This window comes from Brenneria nigrifluens DSM 30175 = ATCC 13028 (assembly GCF_005484965.1).
Taxonomy (GTDB): Bacteria; Pseudomonadota; Gammaproteobacteria; order Enterobacterales; family Enterobacteriaceae; genus Brenneria; species Brenneria nigrifluens.
Map to the genome: position 1 here is coordinate 3,741,125 of NZ_CP034036.1, position 12,928 is coordinate 3,754,052.

Genomic DNA, 12,928 nt, shown 5'->3' on the forward strand with positions numbered 1-12,928 from the left:
GCCAAGACCCGTCCACCAGCGGCCTCAGCGCGTACCGTTATCGTAACGGAAACGGAATTTTTCCTGCTCGCCGGCCGCCCGAGCCAGAATCCAATGCCGAAAGGCGGCTATTTTACCCAGTTCCGCCTGACTGTCATGACATACCAGATAAAAAGCATTTTTACTTACCAGCACATCATTAAAAGGACAAACCAGTCTCCCGGCTTCAATCTCCGTCTGCGCCATCACGTTGTTCGCCAGCGCCACACCCTGCCCGTGGATCGCCGCCTGTAATACCATCGCGCTGTGGCTGAAGATCGGGCCTTGCTGCACGTTAATCTGTACGCCGAGCTGGCGGGTATAAGCCAGCCAGTCACGGCGCGAGGCATCGTGCAGCAGCGTATGCGCAACCAGATCCGCCGGGGTTTTCAACGGATGATTTCCGGTCAGCAGCGCCGGCGAGCAGACTGGCAGCAGATACTCGGCATACAGTTTATCCACCCTCAGCCCCGGCCAATTGCCGCGACCGTAAAAGATGGCGACGTCCACATCGTCCGACAGGCGATCCTCGTCACGATCCACCGCCTGAATGCGCACGTCAATGCCCGGATAGTCCGCATTAAAACTCGAAAGGCGCGGAACCAGCCAGTGAATGGCAAAGCTCGGAAGCAGACTGACGGTCAGCGCGCCTTTGGCGCTGCGGGATTGTAATTTACGGGTCGCTTCTTTGAGTGAGGAAAAGATTTCTTTAATATCAAGATAGTAACTTTGCCCCTCTTCCGTAAGCAGCAATGAGCGGTTACGCCGGCGAAACAGTTTCAGCCCCAGAAAATCCTCCAGAGACTTAATCTGATGACTGACCGCCGCTTGCGTAACGAACAGCTCCTCCGCCGCTTTAGTAAAGCTCAGGTGCCGGGCCGCCGCATCAAATACCCGCAGAGAATTAAGCGGAGGTAAACGTTTTGACATGAATGAAATTCTTTTATTGACCGATAAATATGGCGCTTATCCCATATATTTATCTATTAGATTTTGTAATCCGAGGCATTATAAATTGTCCGTTGAGGATGTACCAGCAAATACCTATATTAGCGCAACTTCCTGAGCCGGAAAGAAAAGTGCGGAGGGGTGACCTGAGGTGCTTTTGGCTGGTGGTTGTGATGTTGTGTTTGCGATTCATTTGTCTGCCTTTGCGGACAGGGTAGCCGGGCTACCTTTTCACTTCCTGTACATTTATCCTGTCTGTCCATAGTGATTTTATGTAGCACCGCGGATGCGGTGCTTTTTTTATGGCGGGCTATCCTGCCCGCCACCCTTCGGGCCGTCGCAGGGCGACGTTTAAAATCGCTCCCGGCGATTTTTTATGGCGGGCTATCCTGCCCGCCACCTCTTTCAGGCCGTCGCAGGGCGTCGTTTAAAATCGCTCCCGGCGATTTTTATAACCATAATAACTACTTCGCTTCAACGATTTCTTTAACATTGGCGCGGTTAAGCTGCTGATTCTGACCGTAGGCGTCAGTATAGCTAATCAGGCCGGTATCATCATCAACTTTAGGTTTGCCGTCGGCAACGATGGTGCGCCCGTCGTCGGTATGAATAACATAATTACTGGAACAGGCGGCCAGAGAAAACGCCATTACGATAGCGGCAAAAATAGAGATTTTATTCTTCATAATTAACTCCCAATGGATAAAAATATTTTCCAATCAACCCTATACATCATGAAACTCTGAACATTAACATTTTAAAGCATAGCAAGGTTTATCAATTTTTCCACAAAGTGGCGCTAAGCATCGTCCTAAACTTGTTTCCCCCATCAAAATGAGACAGGATCTGACTCCCACAAGAGGACGCTCATGACACGGTTTAACGCCACAATTTTCCGCCAGCATTTCCCCGCGCTTATCCAGCCGGGCGTGTACCTTGACAGTGCTGCCACCACATTAAAGCCGCAGCCGGTTATTGACGCCGTACAACAGTTTTATCGCCAGGGAAGCGGCACGGTTCATCGCAGCCAGCACCGCGCCGCGCTGCGGCTAACAGAGCGTTTTGAGCATACGCGGCAGCAGGTCGCCGCGCTTATTCATGCGGCGGACCCGCGCGCCGTCATCTGGACCAAAGGCACCACCGAGGCAATCAATCTGGTGGCGCAAAGCTACGCGCGTCCGCGGCTGCGGGCGGGGGATGAGATTCTGGTCAGCGAAGCGGAACACCACGCCAACCTGATCCCCTGGCTGATGGTGGCGCAGCAAACCGGCGCGCGCGTGGTGAAACTGCCCATCGGCGCCGATCTATTGCCGGATATCGACCGGCTCGCCGATTTGCTCAACCCCAGAACCCGCCTGCTGGCGTTGGGGCAGATGTCCAACGTCACCGGCGGCATGCCCGATCTGGCAAAAGCCATTCAGCTGGCACACGGCTACGGCGCGGCGGTGATGGTGGACGGCGCGCAGGGCATAGCGCACAGCCCGCCCGATGTTCAGGCGCTGGATATTGATTTTTACGCTTTTTCCGCCCACAAGCTGTATGCGCCCACCGGCCTCGGCGTGCTGTATGGCAAAACGGCCCTGCTGGAAAGCATGACCCCATGGCAGGGCGGCGGCAAAATGATGACCCAGGTTTCCTTTGACGGATTTACGCCCCAGGCGATCCCCCAGCGGTTTGAGGCGGGTACGCCCCATATCGCCGGCGTTCTCGGTTTGTCCGCCGCGTTGCAGTGGCTGTCGCAACAGGATTGGCCGGCGGCGGAACGGTACAGCCGGAACCTGACCCGACAGGCGGAAAATCAGCTGGCGCAATTCCCCGGCTTTCGCAGTTTCCGCTGCGCTGATTCGAGCGTGCTCTCTTTCGATTTCGCCGGCGTTCACCATAGCGATCTGGTGACGCTGCTGGCCGAGAGCGGTGTGGCGCTGCGGGCCGGCCATCATTGCGCCCAGCCGTTGATGGCCGCGCTCGGCGTCAACGGTACGCTGCGCGCGTCGTTTGCGCCCTATAATAATCAGCAGGATATCGATGCGCTGATTGCCGCCGTCGGCACGGCGCTTGAATTACTCACGGATTAAACGCTATCACCATGACGATAACACTCGCCCCTCATCCGTTCGGCCGCCAGATTAGCGCCGCCGACCTGAAAACGCGTTTCGACGCCTGTCGTTCATGGGAGGAACGCTACCGGCAGCTTATTTTACTGGCCAAACAGCTTCCCGTCCTGCCGGAAAGGTTAAAAAGCGAAGATATCGCGCTGACCGGCTGCGAAAATCAGGTGTGGCTGGGTTATCAACGTCAGGAAGACGGCACGCTGCACTTTTACGGCGACAGCGACGGGCGCATTGTGCGCGGGCTGCTGGCAGTGTTGCTCACCGCAGTGGAAGGAAAAACCGCCGATCAGCTGCTTAAGGAAGATCCGCTGGCGCTGTTCGACGCCCTGGGACTGCGCGCGCAGCTCAGCGCCTCCCGCTCCAGCGGCCTGGCGGCGCTGGCCGCCAGGGTGCGGGCGATTGCGGAACAGGGCTGATTTTTACGCCGGCCGACGCCAAAAACACGGATGGAACGGCAAGGATTAGGCCCCTGACCGGCGCGCCTCTTTCGCCATCATCTTCTTCAGCGCATGGGAAACGGCAACAAAACCGAACGTCGCCGTCACCATGGTCGCGGCGCCGAAACCGGAGGCGCAGTCCATGCGTTTTACCCCCTCGGCGCTGCCGCGCGAGGCGCACACCGAGCCGTCGGGCTGCGGATAAACCAGCTGCTCGCTGGAAAACACGCAGTCTATCCCCAGCTTGCCCTTGCTGTTTTTCACCACGTTAAAGTCGTGCTTCAGCCGCTCGCGCAGTTTGGCCGCCAGCGGATCCTGAATGGTTTTTGCCAGATCGGCCACCGCGATACGCGTCGGATCAATCTGTCCGCCGGCGCCCCCCGTGGTCACCACCGGGATCTTGTAACGCCGGCAGTAGGAGAGCAGCGCGGCTTTGGGGCGCACGCTGTCAATCGCGTCGATCACGTAGCTGAAATCGCCGTCGAGCAGCGCCGCGACATTCTCGGCGCTGATAAAATCATCCACGCAGGTCACCCTGCATTCAGGATTGATGGCCAGAATGCGTTCGGCCATCACCTCGGTTTTCGCCTGCCCGGTATGCTGGCGCAGCGCATGGATCTGCCGGTTGGTGTTACTGACGCACACGTCATCCATATCAATCAGGGTGATGGCGCCGATGCCGGTGCGGGCCAGCGCTTCCGCCGCCCATGACCCCACCCCGCCGATGCCTATCACGCAGACATGCGCCTGAGAAAACAGCGCCAGCGCCTGCCGACCGTATAAACGCGCGGTGCCGCCGAAACGCTGTAGATAGGCTTCGGATAATTGCGTACTCATTGCTGCCAACCTTTAAATCGGGAAAATAAAAACGCCACAGGATACCCCTAAACCGGCGCCACCTCCACCAGGCAGCTCATGGCGTTCGGCCCCTGCGTCAAGGAGGAGGTGCCTATATCCAGCGTCAGCACGTTCGCGTTCCCCGACTGCTCGACCGGGTGCCACTCTTTTTGTCCGAAACCAGGATCGAACCAGGCGCCGGTAGCCATAATCACCACCCCCGGCGTCACGCCGTCGGTGATCCGCACGCCGGCGTAAATACGCCCGCGATCGTTGCTGACTTCCACCTGGAAACCCTCGTTTATGCCGCGCGCCGCCGCATCCTGCGGATGCATATAGAGCGTCTCCCGGCCCGCGGTTTTATTCGCTTCGACCTGCGGCGTCGTCGCCAGCTGGCTGTGCAGCCGATCGCCAGGCTGAATGGAAATAAAGTGCAGCGGCCAGGTTTGCGTGGCCGACGCCCCCAGCCATTCAACCGGCGGCCGCCATTCGGGATGCGGCGCAAAGTCGGGGTAGTCGTACCCGGCGATGGTGGAACTGAACAGTTCGATTTTACCGCTGGGCGTTTGCAGCGCATGCTGCTGCGGATCGCGGCGGAAATCCTCAAAGAAGACGAACGGCTTGTCGTCCATCGGGATCTCGACGTGCCCTTGCCGCCAGAACTCGTCAAACGACGGCCAGGATTGCGCGGCCTCTTGCTGTCTGGCGCGGCACTCGTCATAGAGCGTGGTCAGCCACTCCCGCTCGCTGCGGTTTTGGGTGAAAACATCCCCATAGCCCAGCCGCTCCGCCAGTTCGCTGAAGATGTCGAAATCATGGCGCGCCTGATGCCGCGGGGCGATGGCCTGATGCATGGCGAAAATAAAGCGATCGCGGGAAGAGCCGCCGATATCGTTGCGCTCCAGAGTGGTGGTCACCGGCAGCACGATATCCGCCATCCGCGCCGCCGGCGTCCAGACGATATCCTGCACCACCACCGTGTCGGGCTTGCTCCACCCCTCCACCAGCCGGTTCAACTGCTGGTGATGATGGAAAGGATTGCCCCCGGCCCAGTGAATCAAATGGATATCGGGGTAGTGATGCGTTTCCCCCTGAAACGTATAGGGCTGACCGGGATGCAACAGCATATCGGCGATGCGCGCCACCGGGATCGACCGCCCGGCATTCGGATGGGAAGGCGACGCCGGCGCCGGGGTGGCGATACGTTCGTTGCCGACGCTGTTCATTGAGCCGTGGCCGAACGAGAAACCGCCGCCCGGCAGCCCGACCTGCCCCAGCATCGACGACAGAGCGATCATCATCCAATAAGGCTGTTCGCCCCGATGCGCCCGCTGAACGGAGTAGGAGCAGGTGATAAAGCTGCGCACGCCGATCAATTGCCGCGCCAGCCGCTCGATGCGCGCCGCCGGAATGCCGGTAATGGCGCTGGCCCAGGCCGGCGTTTTCGCCGTGCCGTCGCTACGGCCGCCAAGGTAATCCGTCAGTTGCTCGTAGCCAACGCAGTAACGTTGCAGGAAATCCTTGTCGTCAGCCCCCAGGCGCTGAATCTCATACCCCAGCGCCAGCATCAGCGCGACATCGGTATTCGGGCGGATAGGGATCCACTCCGCATTGACGAACGCCGGGCAGTCATCGCGCATCGGGCTGATATTGATCACCGGAATACCCTTCGCCACCAGCTTTTCCAGCGCCGGCTGCAGCGTATGGTGCCCCGCGCCGCCGGAGGCCACCTGGGCGTTTTTCAGCGCCAGGCCGCCAAAGGCGAGAAAAATATCGCAGTGTTCGGCGACGCTGCGCCACTCGGTCACCTTGCCGGTCAGCGGATGGAAGGTGCCGATCACATACGGCAGGAAAAACTGCGCCGATCCCCAGCTGTAGTTGCCCAACTGATCCACCGCGCCGCCGCCGGAAAAGTAAAACCGGCGCACCTGGGAGCGGGCATGGTGAAAGCGTCCGGCGGAAGACCAGCCGTAGGAACCGGCAAACAGCCCGTCGGCGCCGTAGCGATCGCGGATGCGGCGGTTTTCCTCCGCCACCAGGTCGAGCGCCACGTCCCAGTCGACCTCGACGAAGTCTTCTTTGCCGCGCAGCGAACCATCGCTCTTTTCACGCTGCTGCAACCAGGAACGGCGCACCGCTGGCCGCCGGATGCGGCGCTCCGAATAGACCAGCGGGACAATGGAGTCGAGCATCGGGGAAGGTGAAGGGTCGCCCGCGAATGGCTCGCAGCCAATCAATTTTCCGTCTTCAACAACGGCGGTAAACGCGCCCCAGTGAGCCAGGTGTGGATAACGTTTAATCGACATGACGACCTCAGGGTAGTAAATAGCAGGCTATATAATAGCGTGAATCCGCGCCTTCCCCAATCCTCCAAATCCTCAACGATTTATGCGTAATTCAACATTGCTTATACGAATTTAAACGTTTGTTTAAAACAGGCGTCAGGATAGGGTTCCGCTAGAAAATAAAAACGCAGAATCCACGCTCCGATACGGATGGGAAAGATGAAAAAACATGCTCTTTTATCAATATTAGTAATAGCTTCTTCGCTATTCAGTCTACACGGCCAGGCAGCAGACCCCACGCCCAAACGCGGCGGAACCCTTAATTTTCTGGTCGAGCCGGAACCGCCGGTACTGACCACGCTGGTCAATACCGCCGGCCCCATTCTCAAGGTAAATTCCAAGGTCATCGAAGGGTTGCTTAATTATGATTTCGACCTGAAACCGCTTCCCGCACTGGCCACCAGTTGGTCGATCAGCCCGGACGGCAAACAGTATACCTTTCATCTGCGCCAGGGCGTGAAATGGCACGACGGCAAGGATTTCACCTCCGCGGACGTCGCTTTCTCCATACTGGCGGTCAGACAATATAATTCACGCGGCCAGGGAACATTCGCCAGCGTCGCCGACGTGAAAACCCCCGATCCCCATACCGCGGTGGTTGAACTGTCGCAGCCGGCGCCCTATTTATTGAGCGCTTTCTCGGCGAATGAAGCGCCCATCGTGCCGAAGCATCTTTATGAAGGAACCGATATTCGCAGCAATCCGCACAATACCGCGCCGGTCGGCACCGGCCCCTACGTCTTTAAGGAGTGGGTGCGCGGCAGCCATATCATTTACGAACGCAACCCGGAATATTGGGATCAGCCCAAACCCTATATCGATAAGCTGGTGGTGAAATTTATTCCCGACGCCGCCACGCGCACCATTGCGTTTGAAACCGGCGCGCTCGACCTCGGCAGCGAATCGCCGGTGCCGTTAAGCGAAATAGGACGCATCGAGAAAAGCAGCAAGCTGGGTATTGAAACCGGCGGCTATGGCTACGGGCCGACGCAAACCCGTATCGAATTCAATCTGGATAATAGCTACCTGAAACACCTGAAAGTTCGCCAGGCGATCGCCCACAGCATTAACCGCGACGTACTGAAAAACGTGGTGTGGTATGGCTACGCGGTAAACTCGCCGACGCCGATTACCCCGGAGCTGGCGCAATTCCATGACAGCACGCCGTCCCCCTATGGTTTCGATATCGCCAAGGCCAATGCCCTGCTGGACGAGGCGGGCTTCCCCAAACAGGCGAACGGCATCCGCTTTAAGCTGACCCACGACTACCTGCCTTACGGCGACGGCTTTAAGCGCGTGGCCGAATACGTTAAATCCGCTCTGGCGAAAGTCGGTATCGACGTCACCATTCGCTCACAGGATTTCGCCACTTATATCAAGCGCGTTTACACCGATCGAGACTTTGATTTTACCAACCACTCCATTTCCAACCTGTTCGATCCGGCGGTAGGCGTGCAACGTCTTTACTGGTCGCAGGCCTTTAAGCCCGGCGTACCCTTCGGCAACGGATCTCACTACCACAACCCGGAAGTGGACCGTTTACTGGAACAGGCCGCAGTGGAGATCGATCCGGCCAAACGCGCCGAATTGTATAAACAGTTCCAGCGCATCGTCGAAGTCGAGCTGCCGGACCTTAACCTGCTGCAGATTAAACGCCTGACCATTTACAACAAGCGGGTACACAACCACCTGACCGATATTCAGGGGGTAAACGGCAGCCTGGCCGAAGTGTGGCTGGATCAGTAAGACGATGCTCCCCGCTGCCGCAGGGGGGAGTCTTATAAAGGTGTGTGATGAATAGATTAGAACGAATCGGGCGCGTATTGCGACGCACGCTGCTCCACGCGCTGCCGACGGCGATCGGCATCGTCATTCTGGTGTTTTTCCTGCTGCAACTGGTGCCGGGGGATGCGGTCGACGTACTGGCCGGCGAGTCGGGAAGCGCGACCGAAGCCACCATGGCCCATATGCGCACCCAGTTCGGCCTCGATCTGCCCATTCTGCAACAGCTGTACGCCTACCTGAGCAACCTGGCGCAGTTCAGCCTCGGCTTTTCGCCGCGTTACAACGCGCCGGTGATGGAGCTGATTATGTCCCGCCTGCCCGGCACGCTGTTCCTGATGTTGCTCTCGCAACTGGTGGCTATCGTGGTCGGCATTCTGCTCGGCGCCGTTATGGCGGTATGGGCGGGGAAATGGCCCGACCGGGTGCTCTCGCTAGTGGCGCTGCTGCTCTATTCCACCCCCGGATTCTGGATTGGCCTGATGGCCCTGATCCTGTTTTCCGTCCACCTCGACTGGCTGCCGAGCGGGGGGAACCTGACCATCGGCGCCAATCTGACCGGCTGGGCGCACCTCCAGGACATGCTGCGGCATGCCGTCCTGCCGATAGTGGCGCTCAGCAGCTTTTTTATCGCCATCTATGCGCGCCTGACCCGCGCGGCGATGCTGGAAATCGCCCGGCAGGATTTTGTGCGCACCGCCCATGCCAAAGGACTGGCGCCGTTGCTGGTCACCGTTCGCCACGTTTTACGCTGCGCCCTGCTGCCCATCACCACCGTGGCCGGCATGCATTTCGGCAACCTGCTGGGCGGCGCCGCCGTGGTGGAAACCGTATTCAGTTGGCCGGGGCTGGGACGCCTGGCGCTGGAAGCCGTGATGGCGCGCGATTTCAACGTGCTGCTTGGCGTGCTGCTGCTGTCGGCGTTTCTGGTCATTCTGGCGAATGTGCTGGTGGACTTACTGCAATCCTGGCTCGACCCGCGTATTAAGGTTCGCTGATTATGAATAACATTGTCCCTGACAAAATCGCCCCCGAGGGGAACGGGGCCGCGGCGGCCAAGCCATTGAAAACGCCCTGGCGCCCCTCGCCGGAAATCCGCGCCTTTATCCGCAATCCGGCGGGGATGTGCGGTTTACTGTTACTGCTTACCGTTTTCCTGATGGCCGCCTGCGCGTCGCTTATCTATCCCGGCGATCCGCTGGATATGGCGGCCCAGCCCTTTTTGTGGCCGGGAGAGGACGCCCAGTTTCCGCTGGGAACCGACTCGCTGGGGCGGAACGTCGCCGCCGGCATCGTCCATGGCTCGCAGGTCTCGCTGCAGATCGGTTTCTCCGCGGTGATCGTCAGCCTGCTGATCGGCACCCTGGTGGGCGCCCTCGCCGGCTATTTCGGCGGGCGGATAGACGATGTGCTGGTGCACATTACCGAACTGTTCCAGACCTTCCCGACCTTTCTGCTGGTGGTGGTGCTGGTCGCCATCGGCAGCCCTTCCGTCGGGCTGATTTCCGTGGCTATCGGGATTGCGTCATGGCCGACCATCGCCCGTCTGGTGCGTTCCGAATTCCGCTCGCTGCGGGAAAGCGATTTTGTTATGGCCGCGCGCAGCCAGGGATTTTCCAGCCTGCGCATTATTTTTCAGGAGATGCTGCCCAACGCCCTGCCCTCGATTATCGTCACCACATCGGTAATGGTGGCGTCGGCCATTCTGATCGAATCGGCGCTGTCGTTTCTCGGCTTTGGCGATCCGAACCGGGTGAGCTGGGGCAGCATGATCGGCGCCGGCCGCGAGTCACTGCGCACCGAGTGGTTTCTCACCGTGCTGCCCGGCACCGTATTGGTGCTGACCGTGCTGTCGCTGAATCTGGTGGGCGACGCCCTGAACGACGCCTTGAATCCGCGCCTGCGGGGGAGAGACGTATGAAGCCGCTGCTGGAGATCCAGGATTTACGCGTCGCCTTTCCGGGGCATCAGGCCGTGCGCGGGCTGAATCTGACCATCAACGCCGGCGAGACGCTGGCGCTGGTGGGCGAGTCGGGCTGCGGCAAATCCGCCACCGCGCTGGCGCTGATGCGGCTGGTGTCCGAACCCGGCCGCATCAGCGGGCGCATTCTGTTCGAAGACCGGGAGCTGCTCACGCTGCCCGACCGCCAGATGCGCCAACTGCGCGGCAACGCCATCTCGATGATCTTTCAGGAGCCGATGACCTCGCTCAACCCGGTGTTATCCATCGGCCGGCAGATCAGCGAAACCCTGCAGGTGCACGAAAACCTGTCCGCCGCCGCCGCGCGGGCCAGAGCCGTCGAACTGCTGGATCTGGTAAAAATTCCCGCCCCCTCTCGCCGCGTGGACGATTTCCCGCACAACCTGTCCGGCGGGCAGCGTCAGCGGGTGATGATCGCTATGGCGGTCGCCTGCCAGCCGCGACTGTTGATCGCCGATGAGCCGACCACCGCGCTGGACGTCACCATTCAGGCGCAAATTCTGGAACTGCTGGATAATCTGCGCCATGAGCTTTCCATGAGTCTGCTGCTGATCACCCACGATCTCGGTCTGGTGGCGCAGTGGGCCGACCGCGTTGCCGTGATGTACGCCGGGCAAAAAGTGGAGGAAGCGCCGACGGCGCAGCTGTTCGACGCCCCCGCGCACCGCTACACCCAGGGGCTGCTGGCCACTTCGCTGCATATGGAGGGGGAAGCGCATTACCACACCGCGCGGCTGGCGGAGATCCGCCACCACACGCAGGGCGATGAAACCGCGTTCTCCCTGTTCACCCCGCCGCCGCTGCCCGAACGCATTCCGGATCGCAGCGGCCGGCCGTTGCTGTCGCTGCGCCATATCCGCACCGAATATCCGACGCCGCAGGGCGCCGTCGCCGCCGTGGACGATGTCTCGCTGGATATCTATCCCGGTGAAACCCTCGGTCTGGTGGGCGAGTCCGGCTGCGGCAAGTCCACCCTGTCGAAAACCATCCTGCGCCTGCTGCCGCCGGCGCAAGGCCAGATCATTCTTGACGGCCAGGAGATCACCCGTCTGAAAGAATCACGCCTGAAAGCGCTGCGCCGTCAGGTGCAAATGGTGTTTCAGGATCCCTACGCCTCGCTTAATCCGCGCCACGATATCGGCCATATTCTTGAAACTCCGCTGATCGTGCACGGTCTCGGCAACCGCGCCGAGCGCCGGCGGGCGATCCGCGACATTATTGAACGCGTCGGGCTGCCGCAAAGCAGCCTGGAGCGCTATCCGCATGAATTTTCCGGCGGCCAGCGCCAGCGCATCGGCATCGCCAGGGCGCTGGTGGTGCGCCCGTCACTGGTGATTTGCGATGAGCCCGTTTCCGCCCTCGATGTCTCGATTCAGGCGCAAATCCTCAACCTGCTGGTTGAACTGAAGAACGAAATGGGGCTGTCGCTGCTGTTTATTTCTCACGATCTCGCCGTGGTGCGCTATATCGCCGACCGGGTGATGGTGATGCAAGACGGGCGCTGCGTGGAAAGCGGCGACCATTACAGTATCTGGCACCAGCCGCAGCACCCTTACACCCGCAAATTGATCGACGCGGTGCCGAGCGGACAACGGGAAACCACGCGGAGCCAACGGCGAATTGCCCCCAACGCCGCGCCGACGGTGGGCGAACGACTAACTCAAGAGGTTTAATCATATGGATCTTGGCATTCAGGGGAAAAAAGCGCTGGTATGGGGCGCGAGCCGGGGGCTGGGCAAAGCCGCCGCATTGCAGCTGGCGCGGGAGGGGGTCGAGGTGACGCTGCTGGCGCGCAGCGGGAGCGCCCTGCAGGACGCCCGGCAGGACATTTATCAGCAGACCGGCAACCGCCCGGCCGCCGTCGTCGCCGACATTACCACCGAAGCCGGGCGCCAGGCCGCGCTGGAAGCCTGCCCCCGGCCCGATATTTTGATTAATAACGCCAGCGGGCCGACGCCGGGGGATTTCCGCCACTGGCAGCGCGAACACTGGCTGGCGGCGCTCGACAGCATGATGCTGGGGCCGATCGAGATGATCCGGCTGACCGTCGACGGCATGAACGAACGCGGTTTCGGCCGCATCGTCAATATTACCTCCCGCAGCGTGAAAACTCCCCAGCTTGAACTGGGATTATCCAACAGCGCCCGTTCAGGGCTGACCGGGTTTGTCGCCGGCCTGTCCCGTACGGTCGTTGAGCGCAACGTGACCATTAATAATATTCTGCCGGGGATTTTCGACACCGAGGGGCAGTGGCAACACATCCGCTCGCTGTCGGAACAAACCGGCCGGGACTTCGCCGAGATCCAGCGCGAGCGGGCCGCCGCCAATACCGCGAAACGCTATGGCCGCCCGGAGGAGTTCGGCGCCGCCTGCGCTTTTCTGTGCGCGGCGCAGGCGGGCTATATCACCGGACAAAATCTGCTTATCGACGGCGGCAGCTATCCGGGCACGTTTTAAACGCCGGCAAAC

Annotated in this window: 11 protein-coding genes; 7 read left to right on the forward strand and 4 right to left on the reverse strand. The window is 60.0% G+C overall.

Annotation, left to right across the window (positions count from 1 at the left end; genetic code table 11):
- Positions 1-24: 24 nt before the first annotated feature.
- On the reverse strand, positions 25-948 hold the full coding sequence (locus EH206_RS17560) for a transcriptional regulator GcvA (RefSeq protein ID WP_009114162.1): 924 nt from the start codon (positions 946-948) through the stop codon (positions 25-27).
- A gap of 482 nt (positions 949-1,430) precedes the next feature.
- Entirely contained in the window at positions 1,431-1,652 is a 222-nt protein-coding gene (locus tag EH206_RS17565) for a YgdI/YgdR family lipoprotein (RefSeq protein WP_009114163.1), read from the reverse strand.
- 183 nt (positions 1,653-1,835) lie between these two features.
- Between EH206_RS17565 and csdA the strand changes: the two genes are divergently transcribed.
- Together csdA and csdE are read left to right on the forward strand one after the other, a co-directional pair.
- Positions 1,836-3,041 carry a cysteine desulfurase CsdA gene (gene csdA, locus EH206_RS17570; protein ID WP_009114164.1) on the forward strand — a complete coding sequence of 402 codons (1,206 nt, stop codon included), beginning with the start codon at positions 1,836-1,838 and terminating at the stop codon, positions 3,039-3,041.
- Positions 3,042-3,052: 11 nt separating this feature from the next.
- Positions 3,053-3,493 carry a cysteine desulfurase sulfur acceptor subunit CsdE gene (csdE, locus tag EH206_RS17575; RefSeq protein ID WP_009114165.1) on the forward strand — a complete coding sequence of 147 codons (441 nt, stop codon included), beginning with the start codon at positions 3,053-3,055 and terminating at the stop codon, positions 3,491-3,493.
- A gap of 45 nt (positions 3,494-3,538) precedes the next feature.
- On the opposite strand, the gene tcdA is transcribed toward csdE, so the two are convergent.
- Both tcdA and EH206_RS17585 read right to left on the reverse strand, forming a co-directional pair.
- Entirely contained in the window at positions 3,539-4,351 is an 813-nt protein-coding gene (tcdA, locus tag EH206_RS17580) for a tRNA cyclic N6-threonylcarbamoyladenosine(37) synthase TcdA (RefSeq protein WP_009114166.1), read from the reverse strand.
- 47 nt (positions 4,352-4,398) lie between these two features.
- Positions 4,399-6,657 (reverse strand): molybdopterin guanine dinucleotide-containing S/N-oxide reductase, encoded by a 2,259-nt coding sequence (locus EH206_RS17585; RefSeq protein ID WP_009114167.1) that lies wholly within the window; start codon positions 6,655-6,657, stop codon positions 4,399-4,401.
- Positions 6,658-6,855: 198 nt separating this feature from the next.
- Here EH206_RS17585 and EH206_RS17590 point away from each other — a divergent pair, with 198 nt between their 5' ends.
- The 5 genes from EH206_RS17590 to EH206_RS17610 are packed head-to-tail and all read left to right on the forward strand — an operon-like array spanning position 6,856 to position 12,916.
- Positions 6,856-8,442: an ABC transporter substrate-binding protein gene (locus EH206_RS17590; RefSeq protein ID WP_009114168.1), complete on the forward strand. Its 1,587-nt coding sequence runs from the start codon at positions 6,856-6,858 to the stop codon at positions 8,440-8,442.
- 47 nt (positions 8,443-8,489) lie between these two features.
- Positions 8,490-9,476, forward strand: coding sequence for an ABC transporter permease (locus tag EH206_RS17595; RefSeq protein WP_009114169.1), 987 nt, complete (start codon positions 8,490-8,492; stop codon positions 9,474-9,476).
- A gap of 2 nt (positions 9,477-9,478) precedes the next feature.
- The gene (locus tag EH206_RS17600; protein WP_009114170.1) at positions 9,479-10,399 is read left to right on the forward strand and encodes an ABC transporter permease; all 921 of its coding nucleotides are present in this window, start codon (positions 9,479-9,481) and stop codon (positions 10,397-10,399) included.
- Positions 10,396-12,132: an ABC transporter ATP-binding protein gene (locus EH206_RS17605; RefSeq protein WP_009114171.1), complete on the forward strand. Its 1,737-nt coding sequence runs from the start codon at positions 10,396-10,398 to the stop codon at positions 12,130-12,132. Before EH206_RS17600 ends, EH206_RS17605 begins: the two co-directional genes overlap by 4 nt.
- A gap of 4 nt (positions 12,133-12,136) precedes the next feature.
- A complete protein-coding gene (locus EH206_RS17610) occupies positions 12,137-12,916 on the forward strand; it encodes an SDR family oxidoreductase (RefSeq protein WP_009114172.1) in 780 nt (259 codons plus the stop codon).
- Positions 12,917-12,928: the final 12 nt, after the last annotated feature.